General features: G+C 65.7%; 20 protein-coding genes. 19 read left to right on the top strand and 1 reads right to left on the bottom strand.

Translation table 11 applies throughout. The features are described 5' to 3' along the window. The first annotated feature begins 4 nt into the window (after window positions 1–4). The 4 genes from WP12_RS01880 (at window position 5) to galE (ending at window position 4,856) form a co-directional block, all read left to right on the top strand. Window positions 5–862: an HpcH/HpaI aldolase/citrate lyase family protein gene (locus tag WP12_RS01880; protein ID WP_046192077.1), complete on the top strand. Its 858-nt coding sequence runs from the start codon at window positions 5–7 to the stop codon at window positions 860–862. Window positions 863–1,058: 196 nt separating this feature from the next. After that, complete coding sequence (locus WP12_RS01875; RefSeq protein WP_235398883.1) at window positions 1,059–3,125, top strand: PAS domain S-box protein; 2,067 nt, start codon at window positions 1,059–1,061, stop codon at window positions 3,123–3,125. Beyond that, window positions 3,122–3,748 (top strand): response regulator transcription factor, encoded by a 627-nt coding sequence (locus WP12_RS01870; protein ID WP_046192076.1) that lies wholly within the window; start codon window positions 3,122–3,124, stop codon window positions 3,746–3,748. The genes WP12_RS01875 and WP12_RS01870 overlap by 4 nt, the downstream gene beginning before the upstream one ends. 100 nt (window positions 3,749–3,848) lie before the next feature. Beyond that, window positions 3,849–4,856: a UDP-glucose 4-epimerase GalE gene (gene galE / locus WP12_RS01865; RefSeq protein WP_046192075.1), complete on the top strand. Its 1,008-nt coding sequence runs from the start codon at window positions 3,849–3,851 to the stop codon at window positions 4,854–4,856. A gap of 35 nt (window positions 4,857–4,891) precedes the next feature. Here the strand turns inward: galE and WP12_RS01860 are convergent, their stop codons facing one another. Continuing rightward, window positions 4,892–5,548 (bottom strand): glutathione S-transferase, encoded by a 657-nt coding sequence (locus tag WP12_RS01860; protein WP_046192074.1) that lies wholly within the window; start codon window positions 5,546–5,548, stop codon window positions 4,892–4,894. A 132-nt stretch (window positions 5,549–5,680) separates the two neighbouring features. Here WP12_RS01860 and WP12_RS01855 point away from each other — a divergent pair, with 132 nt between their 5' ends. From WP12_RS01855 to nuoI, 15 genes are all read left to right on the top strand, one after another. Beyond that, window positions 5,681–6,898 carry a polyhydroxyalkanoate depolymerase gene (locus WP12_RS01855; RefSeq protein WP_046192073.1) on the top strand — a complete coding sequence of 406 codons (1,218 nt, stop codon included), beginning with the start codon at window positions 5,681–5,683 and terminating at the stop codon, window positions 6,896–6,898. A 495-nt stretch (window positions 6,899–7,393) separates the two neighbouring features. Beyond that, complete coding sequence (locus WP12_RS01850) at window positions 7,394–9,379, top strand: OPT family oligopeptide transporter (protein ID WP_046192072.1); 1,986 nt, start codon at window positions 7,394–7,396, stop codon at window positions 9,377–9,379. A gap of 164 nt (window positions 9,380–9,543) precedes the next feature. Then, window positions 9,544–10,107 (top strand): elongation factor P, encoded by a 564-nt coding sequence (efp, locus tag WP12_RS01845; protein WP_046192071.1) that lies wholly within the window; start codon window positions 9,544–9,546, stop codon window positions 10,105–10,107. A 137-nt stretch (window positions 10,108–10,244) separates the two neighbouring features. Then, window positions 10,245–11,066, top strand: coding sequence for an inositol monophosphatase family protein (locus WP12_RS01840; protein ID WP_046192070.1), 822 nt, complete (start codon window positions 10,245–10,247; stop codon window positions 11,064–11,066). A gap of 242 nt (window positions 11,067–11,308) precedes the next feature. Beyond that, the gene (locus WP12_RS01835) at window positions 11,309–11,686 is read left to right on the top strand and encodes an NADH-quinone oxidoreductase subunit A (protein ID WP_046192069.1); all 378 of its coding nucleotides are present in this window, start codon (window positions 11,309–11,311) and stop codon (window positions 11,684–11,686) included. Continuing rightward, window positions 11,677–12,228, top strand: a complete 552-nt coding sequence (locus WP12_RS01830) for a NuoB/complex I 20 kDa subunit family protein (protein ID WP_046192068.1) — start codon at window positions 11,677–11,679, stop codon at window positions 12,226–12,228. Before WP12_RS01835 ends, WP12_RS01830 begins: the two co-directional genes overlap by 10 nt. Beyond that, entirely contained in the window at window positions 12,225–13,085 is an 861-nt protein-coding gene (locus tag WP12_RS01825) for an NADH-quinone oxidoreductase subunit C (RefSeq protein ID WP_046192067.1), read from the top strand. Before WP12_RS01830 ends, WP12_RS01825 begins: the two co-directional genes overlap by 4 nt. A 35-nt stretch (window positions 13,086–13,120) precedes the next feature. Then, on the top strand, window positions 13,121–14,338 hold the full coding sequence (locus WP12_RS01820) for an NADH-quinone oxidoreductase subunit D (protein WP_046192085.1): 1,218 nt from the start codon (window positions 13,121–13,123) through the stop codon (window positions 14,336–14,338). After that, window positions 14,338–15,027, top strand: coding sequence for a complex I 24 kDa subunit family protein (locus WP12_RS01815; protein WP_046192066.1), 690 nt, complete (start codon window positions 14,338–14,340; stop codon window positions 15,025–15,027). Before WP12_RS01820 ends, WP12_RS01815 begins: the two co-directional genes overlap by 1 nt. Beyond that, entirely contained in the window at window positions 15,024–15,173 is a 150-nt protein-coding gene (locus tag WP12_RS25460) for a hypothetical protein (protein ID WP_200894440.1), read from the top strand. The genes WP12_RS01815 and WP12_RS25460 overlap by 4 nt, the downstream gene beginning before the upstream one ends. Before the next feature lie 117 nt (window positions 15,174–15,290). After that, the gene (gene nuoF / locus WP12_RS01810) at window positions 15,291–16,592 is read left to right on the top strand and encodes an NADH-quinone oxidoreductase subunit NuoF (RefSeq protein WP_046192065.1); all 1,302 of its coding nucleotides are present in this window, start codon (window positions 15,291–15,293) and stop codon (window positions 16,590–16,592) included. Then, window positions 16,589–17,236 (top strand): hypothetical protein, encoded by a 648-nt coding sequence (locus WP12_RS01805; protein ID WP_046192064.1) that lies wholly within the window; start codon window positions 16,589–16,591, stop codon window positions 17,234–17,236. The genes nuoF and WP12_RS01805 overlap by 4 nt, the downstream gene beginning before the upstream one ends. A gap of 32 nt (window positions 17,237–17,268) precedes the next feature. Continuing rightward, window positions 17,269–19,272: an NADH-quinone oxidoreductase subunit NuoG gene (gene nuoG, locus WP12_RS01800; protein ID WP_046192063.1), complete on the top strand. Its 2,004-nt coding sequence runs from the start codon at window positions 17,269–17,271 to the stop codon at window positions 19,270–19,272. Further along, window positions 19,269–20,315 carry an NADH-quinone oxidoreductase subunit NuoH gene (nuoH, locus tag WP12_RS01795; RefSeq protein ID WP_046192062.1) on the top strand — a complete coding sequence of 349 codons (1,047 nt, stop codon included), beginning with the start codon at window positions 19,269–19,271 and terminating at the stop codon, window positions 20,313–20,315. Before nuoG ends, nuoH begins: the two co-directional genes overlap by 4 nt. 5 nt (window positions 20,316–20,320) lie before the next feature. Continuing rightward, on the top strand, window positions 20,321–20,806 hold the full coding sequence (nuoI, locus tag WP12_RS01790; RefSeq protein ID WP_046192061.1) for an NADH-quinone oxidoreductase subunit NuoI: 486 nt from the start codon (window positions 20,321–20,323) through the stop codon (window positions 20,804–20,806). Window positions 20,807–20,897 lie beyond the last annotated feature (91 nt).

Below are 20,897 nucleotides of genomic sequence, written 5' to 3'. Positions count from 1 at the left end.
CCTAATGACCATAGGCCTACGCCGCAGCGCCCTCTACATGCCCGCATCGAACCTCCGCGCGATCGAGAAGGCGCGGAGCCTGCCGTGCGATGTGGTGATTTTCGATCTGGAGGATGCAGTCGCCCCCGAGGCGAAGGAGGCGGCGCGCGCCAATGCGGTCGCGGCGGTGCGGGACGGCGGCTTTGGCGATCGCGAGCTGGTGATCCGGGTCAACGCGCTCGGCACGCCCTGGGCGATCGATGATCTGGCCGCCGCGGCCGAGTCCGGCGCGCATGCCGTGCTCGCCCCCAAGGTCGGCGATGCGGAGACGGTGCGCGCTTATCATGAAGCGCTGGGCAAGGCCCCGGCGGGCACCGGCTTCTGGGCGATGATCGAGGCGGCGCGTGCGATTTTCCGACTCGATACGATAGCCGAGGCGATGGCGGCCAGGCCTGGCTGCTTCGTGCTCGGCACCAACGACCTCGCCAAGGAGATGGGCGCGGCGCTGACCGTCGAACGCACGCCCTTTCTGGGCATGATGGCGCTGGCGGTGGCGGCGGCCAAGGGGCATGGCCTGGCGATCCTCGACGGGGTGTACAACGCCTTCGAGGACGATGCCGGCCTCGAACGGCAATGCGCCGAGGCGAAGGCCTATGGCTTCGATGGCAAGACGCTGATCCATCCACGCCAGATCGAAGGCGCAAACCGCAGATTCAGCCCGTCGGAAGCGGAGATCGCCTGGGCCGAAGCCGCTGTGGCGGGCTTCGCCGCGCCCGAAAATGCCGGCAAGGGCGCGATCCGCGTCGGCGGCGAGATGGTCGAGCGGCTGCATCTGGCGCAGGCCGAGCGAATTTTGTCGGTGTCGGGAAACGCGTTAGGCTAGAGTCTGCTTCGTGTTTCGGGTCGTGCCAGCCTGAAACGACAAGGGTCTAGTCTTTGTCCCGAGCGGCGTAAAGGCTGTAAAACTGCGGCATTTTCGCTCCCGGGCCGGCTGATAGATACCATGTACGGTGTCGTCGCGCGCAAGGGAGGAGTTTCAGACGCGAGCCTCTAAGCTTCTTTTGCACGCTCGGACGCGGATGGCCCTCGATCGCCGGACAGCCGGCCTTTCGGTGCTGTTCGCGATCGTCGTCATGTGGGCGATCATCGAAGCCGCGTTCATGCAGCCGCCGCCGCTGTTCGGCGGTGGCCATGGCGTGTTCGTGCTGCTGCTCATGCTGGCGGGGGGATCGGCGGGGGCGGCGCTGATCTGGTCGTGGCGGACCCAGCCGCATGTCCAGCTGCGCATCGCGCGGCGCGAACTGGTCGACGCGGTTCAGCTGGCCGCAGTGATGATCATCGATGGCGAGAATGTCATCCGCCACTGGTCGCGCGGATGCGAGGAGCTTTACGGCTGGCGTGCGGCGCAGGCGATCGGTCGGAAGCGCAACGTGCTGCTCCATACTCAAATGCCGGACAGCATGGCCGCGGCCTGGAACCGGCTCAAGGCTGAAGGACGGATGCACACTGAACTGATCGAGCGCCATCGCGACGGACGCGAGCTGGTGATCCATGACCATGCCAAGCTGTTCGACCACGGGGCCGGTCGCCTGTCCGCGGTCATCGCCGTGACCGACGTGACCGAATGGCGCAAGGCCGAAGCTGCGCTGCGGCTGAGCGAGGCGCGGCTCGCCACCGCCGTCTCGGTCCAGGGTATCTTCATCTATGAGATCGACCTGCTTGCCGGCCGGACGATCTGGATGACGCGCGGCGAGGCCTTTTTCGGCCACCCCGTCGCCGATGGCGACCTGACGACCGCGCCCGAGTCGATCGATCCCGATCATTACCGGCAGATCAGCAACGTAATCGACTCGGCCAGGCGCAGCGGCGAGGACCGCTTTCATTTCGATTTCACCTTCCACTATCCCGACGGCAGCGAGAGGCTCGCCGAAGGCTGGGCGCGGATCATCCGCGACGGCGATGGCCGTCCGGTGCGAATGCTGGGGACGCATCTCGACGTCACTGAGCGACGCCAGCGCGAACAGGCGCTGCGCGACGGCGAGGCCGAACGGCGCGCGATCCTCGCCACCGTGCCCGACGCGATGTTCGTCTGCACCGAGCGAGGAATCGTCCGCGCGTGCAGCGCCACCGCCTGCCAGCTGTTCGGCTATGACGAGGCCGATCTGGTCGGCCGCAACATGCTCGACCTGTTCAATGATGGCCGGGGACGCGCCGCGCTCCGCCGCGACCTGATGACGGCGGTGAACCGTGGCTCCGATACGCCCTGGCCGCTGCCGATGAACGTGCGCCGGGCGGATGGCGAGCTGGTGCCGACGTCCTTCGTGGTCGGCGATGCGGTGGTCGAGGGCACCCGGATGTTCGTCGTGTGCGGGCGCGACATGCGCCCGACGATGGCGACCGAGGAACGTTTCCACCGCCTGAGCAACGATCTCGCCCAGGTGTCGCGCCTCGGCATGATGGGCGAGATGGCAGGCGCGCTGGCGCATGAGCTGAGCCAGCCTCTGTCGGCGATCGTCAACTTCCTCGGCGCCGCCGACCTGATGCTCGAAGGCGGCGCCGATGCCGACAGCGAGCGGCTGCGCAGCGCGATCCACCGCGCCAGCGAGCAATCGAACCGCGCGGGCGAGATCATCCGCCGGCTGCGGGCCTTCATCCTGCGCGGCGAGGCCGACATGCGCGCCGAGAATCTCACCAGCCTGATCCGCGAAGCGGCGGCGCTGGCGATGTTCAACACCAGCAGCTTCGGCGTACGGCTATCCTATGAGTTCGAAAGCGAGGACAGGCTGGTGCTGGGCGACCGCATCCAGATTCAGCAGGTGCTGGTCAACCTGATCCGCAACGCTGCGGACGCGATGGCGGCGCATGGCGGAGAGCGACGAGAATTGTTAATTTACACGATGATGCCGAGAGATAATCTGATCGAGATCGCGGTGCGCGATTCGGGGCCGGGCATTGCGCCGGAGATGCTCGAACGGTTGTTCAGCCCCTTTGCCACGACCAAGCGCGAGGGGCTCGGCTTCGGCCTCGCCATATCGCGCCGGATCGTCGAGGCGCATGGCGGACAGCTGTCGGCGGCGGCAGCGCCCGATGGCGGTGCGCTGTTCCGCTTCACCCTGCCCGTCATGGAAGAGGAGACGGCACGATGATCACGCGGCATGTCTATATCGTCGATGACGACGATGGCCTGCGCCAGTCGGTCGAGGTGCTGCTCGACGTGGCTGGCGGTTTCATCACCTCCTCCTTCGCATCGGGCGAGGCCTTTCTCGACGCGGCGCCGCGCGCCGAGGGTGGCTGCGTGCTGCTCGACCTCAACATGCCCGGGCTCAACGGGCTCGAAGTGCTGCGCAGGCTGCAGACGATGGACGGCCGCTTCGAGACGATCCTGCTCACCGGCCAGGGCGACATCGGCGTCGCGGTCGAGGCGATGAAATCGGGCGCGATAGACTTCATCGAGAAGCCTTATGACAACCGGCTGCTGCTCAACGCGCTGGAGAACGGCTTCGCGCGGATCGAGGATCGCGAGAAGGAAGTCAGCGCGATCCAGTTGGCGCGAGAAAATATCGAGAAGCTCACCCCGCGCGAGCGCGACGTGCTGCTCGGCCTGATCGACGGCAAGGCCAACAAGATCATCGCCTATGAGCTCGACATCAGCCCCCGCACCGTCGAAATCTACCGCGCCAACCTGATGGACAAGCTCGGCGTGCGCAGCGTCGCCGAAGCGGTGCGGATCGCCTTTGCCTCGGGGCTGGTCCCGGTCTTTCCCGAATGAGCGGGCGAAAACGGTCTTGATCGGCGAGATGGCCGAAATCAGGGCCGCGGCGGGCTGCTGCGGGTTTGACCCTGTAACCGCGCCGCTATAGCCTTCGCGCATGCCATCCGACAGCGCCCGCCCCTTCGCCATCCTCGTCACCGGGGGCGCCGGTTATATCGGTAGCCATGCGGTGCTCGCGCTGCTCGACGCGGGCTGGAGCGTGTCGGTGATCGACAATCTCGTCACCGGCTTTCGCCAGGCGGTCGACAGCCGCGCGCGGTTCCACGAAGGGGACATCGCCGACGCCGCGCTGGTTGCGCGGATCATCGCCGGGGACGGGATCGGCGCGATCCTGCATTTCGCGGGTTCGGTGGTGGTGCCCGAATCGGTCGAGAAGCCGCTCAAATATTATCGCAACAACACCGCCAACAGCCGGTCGCTGATCGAGAGCGCGGTGGAGGGCGGCGTGCGCCATTTCATCTTTTCGTCGACCGCGGCGACCTATGGCATCCCCGCCGAAATCCCGGTGCGCGAGGACATGCCGACCGTGCCGATCAATCCCTATGGCATGTCGAAGCTGATGACCGAGGCGATGCTGAAGGATGTCGCCGCCGCGCATCCGATCAACTATTGCGCGCTGCGCTATTTCAACGTCGCGGGAGCCGACCCCGATGGCCGCGCCGGTCAGTCGACCGCGGGCGCGACGCACCTGATCAAGGTTGCGGTCGGGGCGGCGCTGGGCAAGCGCGCCGAGGTGGCGATCTTCGGGACCGACTATGCAACCCCCGACGGCACCGGAGTGCGCGACTATATCCATGTCAGCGACCTTGCCGACGCGCATCTCCACGCGCTCGATACGCTGATCGCCCGGCCGGATGAGAGCCATGTGATGAACTGCGGCTATGGACGCGGCTTTTCGGTGCTCGAGGTGCTCGACTCGGTGGACCGGATCACCGGCGGCACGGTCGTCCGCCGGATGGAGCCGCGCCGCGCCGGCGATCCGGATGCGCTGGTCGCCGACAATAGCCGCATCCTGGCGACCACCCCCTGGCGGCCAAGGCTGGCGGATCTCGACACGATCGTGAATCACGCGCTGGCGTGGGAACGGACGTCGGCGAAGCGCTAAATCGCCGCCTCGGCAGAGTCCGGGGCGACGGCGTTTTAAAACTCGGCGTCGAGTTCCTCGACTTCTTCCGGCTCGGCGAGCGCGGCGCTGGCCCATAACTTCATCAGCGGCCATTCGATCACCGTCGCGACATAGGCGCGGCAGACCGGATCGAGCGGGACCGAATAGGTGGTGAAGCGGGTGGCGACCGGGGCGAACATCGCGTCGGCGACGGTCGGCTTCGCGCCGAACAGCCATGGCCCGCCATAGCGGTCGATACAGTCGCGCCAGATTGCATGGACCCGCTCGATATCGGGCTTCGCGCCGGCGAACAGGCGGAAGCTGTCGTGACGCGCCCTGAGGTTCATCGGCAACGCCGAGCGCAGATTGTGGAAGCCCGAATGGATTTCGCCGGAGACCGAACGGCAATGCGCGCGCGCCAGCGGGTCGGCCGGATAGAGCCCCGCTTCGGGGAAGCTTTCGTGGAGATATTCGGCGATGGCGAGCGTGTCCCAGATGCTGGCGCCGTCATGGGTGAGCCGCGGTACCAGCACCGAGGGCGAGAGCAGCAGCAGCTCGGCGCGCTGCCCGGGCGCGTCGATCGGCACCGCTTCCTCGGTCAGGTCGAGCCCCGCCAGCTTGCAGAGCAGCCAGCCGCGCAGCGACCAGGACGAATAGTTGCGGCTCGAAATCGTCAGGATAGCGTGCGGCATCGGCTTCCCCTTTGCGCGATCATGACATCGAATCGGGCGAAGCGTCAAAAGTTTATGTCGCAGTGCAGCATAAAAGCGCTGGAAGATTCGCCGTGGGAATGCGAAGCTCGCTGCCGAGGGACGGATTTCCGTATGCTATATCAGTTTTTCCAGACAATGACCGACCTCGCCGCGCCGATGCGAATGTTTGCATCCGCGGGGCTCCGGGCCCGGCCGATGCTGGGCGAATTCGGCAGGGAGCCGATCGCCAACAGCGTCTTCGCGGCGATGGACATGATCGCGCATACCGGGCTCAGCGCCGATCGCCCGCCATACCGGATCGACAATGTGCTGTCCGGCAATATGGATGTCCCGGTCCGCGAGGAGCTGGTCGCCGCGACCCCCTTTTGCGACCTGCTCCGCTTCGCCAAGGATGCCGGCGCGACGGTCCAGCCGAAGATATTGCTGGTCGCGCCGATCTCGGGTCATTTCGCGACCCTGCTCCGCAACACCATCCAGACGCTGCTGCGCGACCACGACGTCTATGTCACCGACTGGAAGAACGCCCGCGACGTGCCGGTCGCGGCGGGACAGTTCGGATTTGACGATTATGTCGACCATGTCGTCCACTTTCTCGAGGAGATCGGTCCGCCGGTCCATCTGATGGCCGTGTGTCAGCCCTGCGTACCGGCGCTGGCGGCGGTGGCGCTGATGTCGAAGGACGCCAATCCCGCCACCCCGCGCAGCCTGACCCTGATGGGCGGCCCGGTCGACGTGCGGATCAATCCGACCGGGGTCAACGATCTCGCCAACCAGCATGATTTCAAATGGTTCGAGGATAATCTGATCCATACCGTCCCCTTCCGCTATGCGGGGAGCGGGCGGCGGGTCTATCCGGGCTTCCTCCAGCTCACCGCCTTCGTGGCGATGAACTCGGGGCGTCATTTCGACCAGCATCGCGCCCTCTACCAGCATATGGCCGATGGCGAGGAGGCGGACGCCAAGGCGATCCGCGACTTCTACGACGAATATTTCGCGGTGCTTGACCTGACCGCCGAATTCTATCTCGAGACGATCGACCGGGTGTTCCAGCGCGCGCTGCTCGCCAAGGGCGAGCTCGACTATCGCGGCCAGCGGATCGATTGCGGCGTGATCAAGCGCACCGCGCTGCTGACCGTCGAGGGCGAGCGCGACGACATCTGCGCGGTCGGCCAGACCTCGGCCGCGCACGACCTGTGCACCGGACTGCGCCCACATATGAAGCGCCATTATCTCCAGGCCGGGGTCGGTCATTATGGCGTGTTCAGCGGCAAGAAGTGGGACAACCAGATCTATCCGCAGGTGCGCAACTTCGTGCTGGGCGCGAGTTAAGCTGCCGCACGCGCACGTTCAGGCTGCTTAGCTGCCACACCTATGATCGTCATTCCCGCGAAGGCGTGACTCCACGCGCCGATGCCCAGGATCCCTGATGGTGACGCGCTGGCTTCCGGTGGATTCCCGCCTTGGCGGAGATGAGGAGGGGTGAGGGTGCACCGTGCAATTACCACTGGTGACGAGGCAAACGCGCTTTCTCGCGCAACCGAAAAAAAGGGCCGATCCGTGAGGACCAGCCCTGAAAGTTTTAGGAGAGGATGCCTGAAAGGCCCGATCTTTGTGCACCTGCGAAGAGATATTTGCAAGCGCAAAAAAGAACGGGGCCTAAAGAAAAGCGTAAATCTCTGAAAACAAAAGCTATTTAGTGTTCAACAGTGTAAGCCGGTTGCGGTTGCGCCGAATCTATCCCGCAGTAGCGAACAGAATCGGCCGGTTATTGCCAGCGCGGAAGCGCGCCGCCATGTTGTGCGCCTGGCTATCGGGGGAAGCGGCATGGCGCGGGCAGCGGAAATGACGGCGGCAGGCGCGGGCGCGGTACGCGAGCTGACGCTGCGCGGACTGCTTCTCGGCGTGCTGATCACCTTCGTCTTCACCTCGGCCAATGTCTATCTGGGCCTGCGCGTCGGGCTGACCTTCGCGACCTCAATCCCCGCCGCGGTGATTTCGATGGCGATCCTGCGGCTGGTCCGCAACAGCAGCATCTTCGAGAATAATATCGTCCAGACGGTGGCGTCGGCGGCCGGCTGCATCGCCTCGATCATCTTCGTGTTGCCGGGGCTGGTGATGGTCGGCTGGTGGCAGGGTTTTCCCTTCTGGCAGACCTTCCTGCTCTGCGCGGCGGGCGGAATGATGGGCGTGGTCCTGTCGGTGCCGCTGCGCCGCGCGCTCGTCACCGGGTCCGACCTGCCCTCCCCCGAGGGCGTTGCCGCCGCCGAGGTGCTGCGCATCGGCACCCAGACCGCCGAGGGCGCCGCCGAAGCGAAGGTGGGACTGCGCGTCATCCTGATCGGGTCGCTCGCTTCGATCGGCTATGCGCTGCTCGCCGCGACCAAGCTGGTCGCCGCCGAGGCTGCGGTCTGGTTCCGGCTCGGCACCAGCTTCGCCGCGACTGGATTATGGACCTCGCTGTCCTTTGCGCTGCTTGGCGCGGGCCATCTCGTCGGCCTGTCGGTCGGCCTCGCCATGGGATTCGGGCTGGTGATCGGCTTCGGGCTTGCGACTCCGATCCTCAGTTATATCGCAGCCACGCCGGGCGCTGCCGAGGATGCCGCGCTCGGGGTGTTCACCGCCGATGTCCGCTTTCTGGGCGCAGGAGTGATAGGCATCGCCGCCTTCTGGACGATGGGCAAGCTCGCCCGCCCGCTATGGCGCGGCATGGCCAGCGCGATTGCCGCGTCGAAAGCGCGCAAGGCGGCGGGGGGCGAGCTGTTGCCGGTCGAGGAACGCGACATCGGCGTCGGCTGGCTGGCGGTGATCGTCGCGGGGCTGGCGCCGCTGATCGTCGGGCTGCTGTGGCATTTCGCGGGGCAGGGGCCGCTCGCACCGTTCGCGCTGCCGCTGTCGCTCGGCTTCTATCTCTATGTGCTGGTGATGGGCGCGTTCGTCGCGGCGATCTGCGGCTATATGGCGGGGTTGATCGGATCATCGAACAGCCCGGTGTCGGGTCTCGCGATTCTCGGTGTCCTCGGCTCGGCGCTGCTGCTCGCGGTCGCGGTGCGGCCGATCGCCGACGCCGGGGCGGGACCGCATCTCATCGCCTTCGCATTGTTCGTGACCGGGCTGGTGCTTGCCTGTGCGGTGATCGCCAACGATAATCTCCAGGACCTCAAGACCGGCCAGCTGATCGGCGCGACGCCGTGGAAGCAGCAGGTCGCACTGATGGTCGGGGTGCTCGCCGGATCGGCGGTGATCCCGCCGATCCTCGATCTGCTCAACGCGGCCTATGGCTTCGCACCGCTGGCGGGCAGCGGCCTGCCCACCCCCGAATCGCCCCTGCCGGCGCCCCAGGCGACGCTGATCGCGACATTGGCGAGCGGCATCCTCGGCGCGGGACTCGACTGGGACATGATCTTCGTCGGCGCGGGGGTTGGCGTGCTGCTGATCGCGCTCGACGAGCTGCTCGGCCGAGCGAAGCGGCTCCGCCTGCCGCCGCTCGCGATCGGGATCGGCATCTACCTGCCGATGTCGGTAACGCTGCCGGTCGTGATCGGCGCGGTGATCGGTTATGCTTGGGACCGCCGCAACCCCGATCCGGTGTCGCAGCGGATGGGCGTGCTGCTCGCCTCGGGCTTCATCGTCGGCGAAAGCCTGTTCGGCGTGCTGCTCGCGGGCCTGATCGTCACCACCGGCAGCGGCACGCCGCTCGCGCTGATCGGCGAGGGCTATGAAGGCGTGGCCATGGCGGCGGGAACGGCGCTGGTGATCGCGATGCTAATGGCGCTGTATCGCTGGACGGCGCGGGCGGCGGCGCGGGTCTAGCCGTCGTCCCGGCGGGGGCGGGGCCGCCACGAGACGGAGCGCCCGCTGGCCTTGGGCGGCCCCGGCCTTCGCCGTGGCGACGAGTTTGGCAAACTTGCCCTTTTGACCCTTGCCCTGTATGGCCCCCGCCGGCTCTTTCAAATCCTCACAGTCTCAGGTGAACCATGAAGATCAGCGGCGTGGACATCCGTCCCGGCAACATCATCGAGTATGAAGGCGGCATCTGGCGCGCGGTCAAGATCCAGCACACCCAGCCCGGCAAGGGCGGCGCCTATATGCAGGTCGAACTCAAGAACCTGATCGACGGTCGCAAGAACAATGTTCGCTTCCGCTCGGCCGAGAGCGTCGAGCGCGTTCGCCTCGATACCACCGATTTTCAGTTCCTGTTCGCCGACGGCGAAGACCTGACCTTCATGGACAAGGCCACCTATGATCAGATCACGCTGCCGCGCGACCTGCTCGGCGACGCCGCGGCCTTCCTGCAGGACGGCATGGACGTGGTGATGGAGCTCTATGACGAACGCCCGATCTCGGTGCAGTTGCCCGACACGGTCGAGGCGCTGATCGTCGAGGCCGATGCCGTTGTGAAGGGGCAGACCGCCTCGTCGAGCTACAAGCCGGCGATTCTCGAAAATGGCGTCCGGGTGATGGTGCCGCCGTTCATCGGCGCGGGCACCCGTATCGTCGTCGACGTCTACAGCCAGGAATATGTCCGCCGCGCGGATTGACCTTCATCTTCCCCTCCCTGCCAAGGGAGGGGATCGAGGGGTGGGCCACGCCGCTTGCTTGGGCAAGCCAGCGTGCCACCTCTTGCGGACTGACCCACCCCCGGCCCCTCCCTTGGCAGGGAGGGGGGAGAAGAAAAATGGTAGCCCATTCAGGCCTCATCACCGTCATGGACCGCGCCGCGCGCAAGGCCGCGCCGCGGCTGCGGCGCGACTTCAACGAAGTGCAGCAGCTCCAGGTGAGCCGCAAGGGGCCCGCCGACTTCGTGTCGATGGCCGACCGCCGCGCCGAGGAGACGATCTATGAGGAGCTGAAGCGGGCGCGGCCCGACTGGGGCTTCGTGATGGAAGAGGCCGGCATCATCGAGGGCGACCCGACGAAGCCGCGCTGGATCGTCGATCCGCTCGACGGCACCAGCAACTTCCTGCACGGCCTGCCGCACTTCGCCATCTCGATCGCGGTCGAGGAGCCGCGCCCGGGGCAGACGCGCGGCGAAGTGACGCAGGGCCTGATCTACCAGCCGCTGACCGACGAGAGCTTTTGGGCCGAAAAGGGCCGTGGCGCCTGGCTGCAGAATGCGCGGCTGCGCGTTTCGGCGCGGCGCGACCTGAGCGAAGCGCTGGTCGCGACCGGCATCCCGTTCCTGGGTCATGGCGACATCAGGCAATGGACCGCTATCTTCGCGCAGGTCGCCCCCGAAGTCGCGGGCATCCGCCGCTTCGGCTCGGCCGCGCTCGATCTCGCCTGGGTTGCGGCGGGGCGTTACGACGCCTTCTGGGAAAGCGACCTCAACATCTGGGACGTGGCGGCGGGAATCCTGCTTGTGCGCGAGGCCGGCGGCTTCGTGAGCGACTTCCGCGGCGGCGACCGGATGCACGACCGTAACGAATATCTGGCAACGAATGACGGCCTCGCGACCAAGATCCACAAGCTTGTGGCGCAGGGTCTGAAGTCGGGCTGAGATAGTCGTCGCCCCGGCGAAGGCAGGGGCCACCACCAGCTCGTTCGACGGCCTGAGGGCAGCAACCGATAGCGGCCCCGGCCTCCGCCGGGGCGACGGATTGGCGCAGCGGAGAAAGCCCCGAATCCCGCCCGCTTATTGCGATTCATTCTCACCGGCCCACCGGCTTGCTTCGCAGGTGCGGCAGGCCTAAACGACGCCACAAAGGCCGGATTCCCGGTCCGTTTGTTCGGAGCTTGTTCATGGCGTCAGTCGCCGCCGGATATTTGCCGATCCTGCTGTTCCTCGGGGTGGCGCTCGCCCTGTCGAGCACGTTCGTTTTCCTGCCGATGCTGGTCGGCCGGCTCACGGGCGCGCACAAGCCCAATCCCGAGAAGCTGACCGAATATGAATGCGGCTTCCCCGCCTTCGAGGACAGCCGCGCACAGTTTGACGTGCGCTTCTACCTGATCGCGATCCTGTTCATCATCTTCGACCTCGAGGCCGCCTTCCTCTATCCCTGGGCGGTGTCGCTCGGCGGGATCGGGTTCGTCGGCTGGCTGTCGATGATGATCTTCCTGGTCGAACTGACCATCGGTTATATCTATGCGTGGAAAAAGGGAGCGCTGGAATGGGAGTGATCCTCGACCCGGCGAGCAACCCGCATCCCACGGAGAACGTGGCTCCGGACGCCGACTTCTTCAAATCGCTCCAGTCCGAGGTCAACGACAAGGGCTTCCTGGTCACCTCGACCGAAGATCTGTTCCAGTGGGCGCGCACCGGCTCCCTTTGGTGGATGACCTTCGGCCTCGCCTGCTGCGCGGTCGAGATGATCCACGTCAACATGCCGCGCTATGACCTCGAACGCTTCGGCGCCGCGCCGCGCGCCAGTCCGCGCCAGTCGGACGTGATGATCGTTGCGGGCACGCTGTGCAACAAGATGGCCCCCGCGCTGCGCCGGGTCTACGATCAGATGTCCGAGCCCAAATATGTGATCTCGATGGGTTCGTGCGCCAATGGCGGCGGCTATTATCATTACAGCTATTCGGTGGTGCGCGGCTGCGACCGCATCGTCCCGGTCGACATCTATGTCCCGGGATGTCCGCCGACCGCTGAGGCGCTGCTCTATGGCATCATGCAGCTCCAGCGTAAGATTCGCCGTATCGGGACGCTTGAACGGTGAGCGGCTCGCTGACCTTTCCGCGCTTCGCGTCGAACGATGGCGTGATCGAGGCGGCGCGGGCCGCGCTCGGCGACCGGCTGATCGATACCCGCGAATGTGTCGGTGAGATCGCGTTGCACGTCCGCCGCGACAGCACCGCCGAGGCGCTGCGCATCCTGCGGGATGATCTCGCCTATCAGCAGTTGATGGAGATCGCCGGGGTCGACTATCCCGATCGCGCCGAGCGCTTCGAGGTCGTCTACTGCCTGCTCAGCCTGACGAAGAACCACCGCATCCGCGTCCATGTCGCGACCGACGAGGTGCAGCCGGTGCCGAGCGTGACCGGGCTGTGGCCGGTCGCCGGCTGGCTCGAGCGCGAAGTGTTCGACATGTATGGCGTGCTGTTCGACGGCAATCCCGATCTGCGCCGTATCCTCACCGATTACGGCTTCCGCGGCCATCCGCAGCGCAAGGACTTCCCGCTGACCGGCTATGTCGAGTTGCGCTATTCCGAGCAGCACAAGCGGGTCATATACGAGCCGGTCAAGCTGGCGCAGGACTTCCGCAGCTTCGATTTCATGAGCCCGTGGGAAGGCGCCGACTATATCCTGCCCGGCGACGAGAAGGTCTCGGCGACCCAACCCGGCGCGCCGACCCCCGCGCCCGCGCAGAAGGCGCCCGAACCGGTTGTCGCGACTCCGCCGCCGCCGACCCCGAAGACCACCGATACGCCCGCCGAGACCGGCGCCGGCGCGGCGGCGAACAAGGCTGCCGCCAAGCCACGTGCGGCGGCGAGGCCCAAAGCCGGCACATCGCAGGACAGCGCCCCCGACAAGGCGCCGGCCAAGCCGCGTAAGCCCAAAGGTGAGACCAAGTGAGCGACATCCGCCACTATCCCGAAGCCGGCACCGACGTGCCGCCGTCGCAGGGTGTGACCGACACGCCGGCATCGCCCGACGTGCAGATCCAGAACTACACGATCAATTTCGGTCCGCAGCATCCGGCGGCGCACGGCGTGCTGCGCATGGTGATGGAACTCGACGGCGAGATCGTCGAGCGCGTCGATCCGCATGTCGGCCTGCTCCATCGCGGCACCGAGAAGCTGATCGAGTATAAGACCTATCTTCAGGCGCTGCCCTATTTCGACCGGCTCGACTATTGCTCGCCGCTGGCGATGGAGCACAGCTATGTGCTGGCAATCGAGAAGCTGCTCCAGCTCGAAGTGCCGATCCGCGCGCAATATCTGCGGGTGTTCTTCGCCGAACTGACCCGCATCATGAACCACATGCTCAACCTCGGCGCGCATGTCATGGACGTCGGGGCGATGACGCCGAACCTGTGGCTGTTCGAGGTTCGCGAAGACTGCATGAACTTCTATGAGCGCGCCTCGGGCGCGCGGATGCACGCGGCCTGGTTCCGTCCGGGCGGGGTGCATCAGGATGTACCGCTCAAGCTGCTGACCGATATCGGCGACTGGCTCGACACGCGGCTGCCGCGCCTTTTCGAGGATGCGATCAGCCTGGTGGCCGACAACCGCATCTTCAAGCAGCGAAATGTCGATATCGGCGTCGTCTCGCGCGACGAGGCGATCGCCTGGGGCTTTTCCGGCCCGATGATCCGCGCGGCGGGGGTCCCCTGGGATATCCGCAAGTCGCAGCCCTATGACGTCTACGACCGCATGGACTTCGAGATTCCGGTTGGTACCAAGGGCGATTGCTACGACCGTTTCATGGTCCGGGTGGAAGAGGTCCGCCAGTCGGCGCGCATCATGAAGCAGTGCCTGCGCGAAATGCCCGAGGGTCCGATCGCCAGCCTCGACCGCAAGGTCGTGCCCCCCAAGCGCGGCGAGATGAAGCGATCGATGGAAGCGCTGATCCACCATTTCAAGCTCTATACCGAGGGCTTCCATGTTCCCGCCGGCGACGTCTATGTCGCGACCGAAAGCCCGAAGGGCGAGTTCGGCGTCTATCTCGTCTCCGACGGCAGCAACAAACCCTATCGCTGCAAGATCAGGCCGACCGCGTTCAGCCATCTCCAGGCGATGGATTTCATGATGAAGGGTCATATGCTGGCCGACACCACCGCCGTCCTCTCGGCGATCGACGTCGTGTTCGGGGAGTGCGACCGCTAATGTCCGACGCAGCTCATATTCCCGACGAGGCCGAGACCCGCGCGCGCTGGGGCGGTTTCGCCTGGAGCGACGAGAATGCCGCGCAGGCGCAGAAGATCATCGCGCGCTATCCGCCGGGGCGGCAGCAGTCGGCGGTGATGCCGCTGCTCGATCTCGCCCAGCGGCAGGTGGGTGCGGAGACGCAGACCCAGGGTTGGCTGCCGGTGCCGGTGATGGAATATATCGGGGCGCAGCTGGGCATGGCCTATATCCGCGTGCTCGAGGTGGCCAGCTTCTACACGATGTATAATCTGGCCCCGGTCGGCCGCTATCATGTCCAGGTGTGCGGGACGACGCCGTGCATGCTGCGCGGGTCGGACGATGTGCTCGACGCCTGTTACAAGAAGGGCATGAAGAAGGGCGCGACGACCGCCGACGGGCTGTTCACGCTGACCGAGGTCGAATGCCTCGGCGCCTGCGCCAATGCGCCGATGGTCCAGATCAACGACGATAATTACGAAGACCTGACCTTCGACACGACGACCGCGATCCTCGAGGCGCTGGCCCGGGGCGAGCAGCCGAAGATCGGTCCGCAGATCGACCGCCAGACGAGCTGCCCCGAGGGCGGGCCGACCACGCTCAAGGAGATGGTCGGCGAGAACCATGATTATCGTGGACGTTGGGCGGTATCGGGAAATGGTCCGGCATGAGCGCGCTGATTTCGATCATCGTCACGATCGTCGTGGCCGTCATCCTGCTCAAGCTGGCGTTCAAGCTGCTGGGCGTGGTCATCGCGATCGCGATCGGCGTGGCGGTCTATTTCATCGCAGCGAAATTCTTCGGAAAGACGGTATGAACCGCCTTTCCACTATCTCCGTCATGCCAGCGCAGGCTGGCATCTCAGCCGGTTTGAGCGCGCGCTTGCCGCACGAGATCCCAGCCTTCGCTGGGATGACGATCTGGGGAGATCGTCATGCTTGACGACAAGGACCGCATCTTCACCAATGTCCACGGTTTCCAGCCGTGGAATCTCGACGCCGCCCGCAAGCGTGGCGACTGGGACAATACCAAGGGCCTGATGGCGCGCGGGCAGGACCAGATCATCGAGGACATAAAGGCGTCGGGGCTGCGCGGCCGTGGCGGTGCGGGTTTCCCGACCGGCATGAAGTGGAGCTTCATGCCCAAGGAGCCCAAGCCCGGCAAGCCGAGCTTCCTGGTGATCAATGCCGATGAGTCCGAGCCCGGTTCGTGCAAGGATCGCGAGATCATCCGCCACGATCCGCACAAGCTGATCGAAGGCGCGTTGATCGCCGGCTTCGCGATGCGCGCGCGCGCCGCCTATATCTATATCCGCGGCGAGTTCATCTATGAGGCGAAGGTGCTCTTCGCCGCCGTGGAAGAAGCCTATGCCGCGGGCCTGCTCGGCAAGAACGCCGCCGGCTCGGGCTATGATTTCGACGTCTTCGTCCATCGCGGCGCCGGCGCCTATATCTGCGGCGAGGAAACCGCGCAGATCGAGAGCCTGGAAGGCAAGAAGGGCCAGCCGCGCCTGAAGCCGCCCTTCCCCGCGGGTGCGGGCCTCTATGGCTGCCCGACGACGGTCAACAACGTCGAATCGATCGCAGTCGCGCCGACCATCCTGCGGCGCGGGGCGAGCTGGTTTTCCGGCATCGGGCGCGAAGGCAACAAGGGCACCAAGCTTTTCCAGATCTCGGGCCATGTGAACAAGCCCTGCGTCGTCGAAGAGGCGATGGGCATTTCGTTCGAGGAGCTGATCGACAAGCATGCCGGCGGCATTCGCGGCGGCTGGGACAATCTGCTCGCGGTGATCCCGGGCGGCTCCTCGGTGCCGCTGGTCCCCGCCGCGCAGATCAAGGATGCGCCAATGGACTTCGATGGTCTGAAGGCGCTGGGCAGCGGCCTCGGCACCGCCGCCGTCATCGTCATGGACAAGTCGACCGACATCGTCCGCGCGATCAGCCGGCTGTCCTATTTCTACAAGCATGAGAGCTGCGGCCAGTGCACGCCGTGCCGCGAAGGCACCGGCTGGATGTGGCGCGTGATGGAGCGGCTGCGCACCGGCGAGGCCCGGGTCGAGGAGATCGACACGCTGCTCGACGTCACCAAGCAGGTCGAAGGCCACACCATCTGCGCGCTGGGCGATGCGGCCGCCTGGCCGATCCAGGGCCTGTTGAAGCATTTCCGTCCCGAGGTAGAGCGCCGGATCCGGGAACGGGGCGATGACAGCGGCGCATATATGGAGGCGGCCGAATGACACGCAATTTGCTCGCAATCATGCTCGCCGGCACCCTGTTGGCTCCCGCTGTGGCGCAGGCGAGTTCGCCGCGATCGACGACGGCCGATGCGATCCGCACCAGTCATAAGGTGGCGCAATGCCTCTACGACAAGCGCAAGAGCGATGTCATGGCGGCGCTCGGCACGTCTGCGGACGCCGAGGCACAGCGCTATCATAACAATCTGAGCCGGGCGGCGGCATGCCGCCGGATCACGCTCAGCAACGCTCGTATCGAAGGCGTCGCGGTCGAGACTCCGCGCGACATCATGCGCGGCATGCTGGCCGAGGCGGCGCTGGCGAATATCTGGAAGCTGGACGCGTTGCAGCCGCAGCCCGCCCAGCCGTCCTACCAGCGCGACTGGTTCGGCGCGACGAGCCGCGACCGCGCGGTCGACGAGATGGCTGTGTGCGCGGCCGAACAGAATCCCGGAGGAATCCGCACCCTGATCGCCACCTCGCCCGAGAGCGGCGACGAGTTGTCGGCTGTCCAGGCGCTCAGCCCAACGCTGAGCCCCTGCCTGCCGCAGGGTGCGACCCTCAAGGCCAACCGCCAGTCGCTGCGCGCGGCGCTGGCCGAGGCGCTATACCACCGCGCAACCACCTCGGCGCTCGCCAGCAAGTGACGCCGAACACGTAATGACTGTCAGGAATCTCCATGCCTAAGCTGACCGTAGACGGGATCGAAGTAGACGTCCCAGCCGGCGCCACGGTGCTCCAGGCCTGCGAAGCCGCGGGCAAGGAGATTCCGCGCTTTTGTTACCATGAGCGGCTGTCGATCGCCGGTAACTGCCGGATGTGCCTGGTCGAGGTGAAGCCCGGTCCGCCGAAGCCGCAGGCGTCGTGCGCGCTGCCCGCCGCCGACAAGCAGGAGGTGTTCACCCAGTCGCCGATGGTGAAGAAGGCGCGCGAGGGGGTGATGGAGTTCCTGCTCATCAACCACCCGCTCGATTGCCCGATCTGCGATCAGGGCGGCGAATGCGACCTGCAGGATCAGTCGGTCGCCTATGGCAAGGGGCAGAGCCGCTTCACCGAGAACAAGCGCGCCGTCACCGACAAATATATGGGCCCGATCGTCAAGACGACGATGACCCGCTGCATCCAGTGCACCCGCTGTGTCCGCTTCGCCGAGGAAGTCTCGGGCGTCGAGGAAATCGGCGCGCTCTATCGCGGCGAAAATATGCAGATCACCTCCTATCTCGAGCACGCGGTGACGAGCGAGCTTTCGGGCAATGTCGTCGATCTCTGCCCGGTCGGTGCGCTGACCAGCAAGCCTTACGCTTTCGAGGCGCGGCCGTGGGAGCTCAAGAAGACCGCCGGCATCGACGTGATGGATGCGGTCGGCACCAATATCCGCTTCGACAGCCGCGGCCGGCAGGTGCTGCGCGTGCTGCCCCGCATCAACGAGGATGTGAACGAGGAATGGGCGTCGGACAAGACGCGCCACGCGGTCGACGGCCTGGTTCGCCGCCGGCTTGACAAGCCCTGGGTCCGCAAGGGCGGCAAGCTGGTCGAGGCGAGCTGGCAGGAGGCTTTCGCGGCAATCAAGGCGGTGAAGGCGGGCTCGTCGGTCGCCGCGGTCGCGGGCGATCAGCTCGACTGCGAGACGATGTATGCGGCGAAGGCGCTGCTCGCCAGCATGGGCTCGACCCTGCTCGAAGGCCGCCAGACCGGCATGGACTATGACGTGTCCAACCTCGCCACGGTCAATTTCAACAGCACGATCGCGGGCATCGAGACCGCCGACGTGATCCTGATCGTCGGTTCGAACCTGCGCTGGGAAGCGCCGCTGATCAACACGCGGGTCCGCAAGGCGTTCAAGCGCGGCGCCGAAATCTTCGCGATCGGCGAGGAAATCGACCTCACCTACAAGGCGAAGTGGCTCGGCAATGATCTCGGCCTGCTCGACAACCTCCCCAAGGAGGTCCTCGACGCCTTCGCCGATGCGCAGCGCCCCGCGCTGATCCTCGGCGGCGGCGGCCTGAAGGCCGGCGCGCAGGCCGCGACGCTGGCTCTGGTCGGGACGCTTGGCCTCGTGAAGCAGGGCTGGAACGGCTATAATGTCGTGCATCTCGCGGCTGCGCGGATGGGCGGGCTGATGCTCGGCTATGGTCAGCAGGGCGGCATTGCCGACCTCGCCGCCGCCGCGCCCAAGCTGCTCTTCCTGCTCGGCGCGGACGATGTCGACGCCGGCAATTTCGCCAAGAGCTTCAAGGTCTATATCGGCCATCATGGCGACGCCGGCGCTGCCGTTGCCGACGTGATCCTGCCCGGCGCGGCCTATACCGAGAAGGCCGGCACCTATGTGAACACCGAAGGGCGCGTCCAGCGTGGCGACCGCGCGGTCTTCCCGCCCGGCGATGCGCGCGAGGACTGGGCGATATTGCGTGCGCTGAGCGATGTGCTCGGCCATAAGCTGCCGTTCGACAGCTTCGACGCATTGCGCGCCGCGATGGCCGCCGAGGTGCCCGCGCTGGGAACCGAGGGGCTGGCCGATTATCCCTGGGCGCCGCCCAGTATCGCTGCAAAGGCGTCGGGCCCCGTCGGCTATCCGGTCAAGGATTTCTACCTGACCAACCCGATCGCGCGCGCCAGCGACACGATGCAGCGCTGCTCGGCCGAACTGATCCACGGACAAAGCTTCGCGGAGGCGGCGGAATGACCGCGCTGTTCCAGACTTGGGGTCTGCCCTTCGAATGGGCCTGGTTCGCCTCGACGATCATCGGCATCCTCGTGATCGCGCTGCCGCTGATGCTCGCGGTGGCGATGATCATCTATGCCGACCGCAAGATCTGGGCGGCGATGGCCCTGCGGCGCGGCCCGAACGTCGTCGGCCCCTGGGGCCTGTTGCAGAGCTTCGCCGACGGCCTGAAGGTCTTTCTGCAGGAAACGATCATCCCCTCGGCGGCGAGCAAGGGGCTGTTCCTGCTCGCGCCGATTATCACCTTCACGGTCGCGCTGATCGTCTGGGCGGTGATCCCCTTCGCGCCGGGTGTGGTCCTCGCCGATATCAATGTCGGGCTGCTCTACATCCTCGCGGCCTCGTCGATCGGCGTCTATGGCGTGATCATCGCGGGCTGGGCGTCCAATTCCAAATATCCCTTCTATTCGGCGCTGCGCGCGGCCGCGCAGATGGTCAGCTACGAAGTCTCGATCGGCTTCGTGCTGATCTCGGTCGTGCTCTATGCCGGCAGCTTCAACATGTCGGCGATCATCGAAGCCCAGCGCGGGCATATCTTCGGCGTCCTGAACGGCTTCGGTTTCAATCCGCTGCTGTTCCCGATGGCGGTGGTGTTCCTGATCTCGTCGATGGCGGAGACGGCGCGTGCGCCGTTCGACCTGACCGAGGCGGAATCGGAGCTCGTCGCGGGCTATCAGACCGAATATTCGTCAATGTCCTTCGCGCTCTACTGGCTCGGCGAATATGCCAATGTCATCCTGATGTGCGGACTGAACGCGATCCTGTTCTGGGGCGGCTGGCTGCCTCCGATCGACTGGGCGCCGCTCTACATGGTGCCGGGCATCGTCTGGTTCTTCGGCAAGTTGATGGTCTTCTTCTTCATCTTTTCCTGGGTGAAGGCGACCGTGCCGCGTTACCGCTATGACCAGCTGATGCGGCTGGGCTGGAAGATTTTCCTGCCGCTGTCGCTCTTCTGGGTGTTCCTCGTGTCCGGGTGGCTGATGCTCACCCGCTATGGAGTCTGAGCGCGATGAGCCTCGGCCATATCATCAAGTCGTTCACCCTCTGGGAGTTCGTGAAGGCGCACGCGCTGACCTTGAAGTATTTCTTCAAGGCCAAGGCGACGATCAACTATCCCTATGAGAAAAACCCGCTGAGCGTCCGCTTCCGCGGCGAGCATGCGCTGCGCCGCTATCCGAACGGCGAGGAGCGGTGCATCGCGTGCAAGCTGTGCGAGGCGGTGTGCCCGGCGCAGGCGATCACGATCGAGGCCGAGCCGCGCGACGACGGCTCGCGCCGCACGACCCGCTACGACATCGACATGACCAAGTGCATCTTCTGCGGCTTTTGCCAGGAAGCCTGCCCTGTCGATGCGATCGTGGAGGGGCCGAATTTCGAATATTCGACCGAGACGCGCGAAGAGCTGATCTACGACAAGAACAAGCTGCTCTCGAACGGCGACCGCTGGGAACCCGCGCTCGCGGCCAACCTTGCCGCCGATGCGCCGTACCGGTAATGGCGCGCATGGTTTCCGTCCGCCTTCACGGCCAGCGAGTCTTCTCCCCTCCCCTTCAGGGGAGGGGCCGGGGGTGGGGGCTATCCGCTGG

This window comes from Sphingomonas sp. SRS2, from assembly GCF_000971055.1.
In the GTDB taxonomy this organism is placed as follows: domain Bacteria; phylum Pseudomonadota; class Alphaproteobacteria; order Sphingomonadales; family Sphingomonadaceae; genus Rhizorhabdus.
This window is presented reverse-complemented; position numbering and strand designations above follow the sequence as displayed.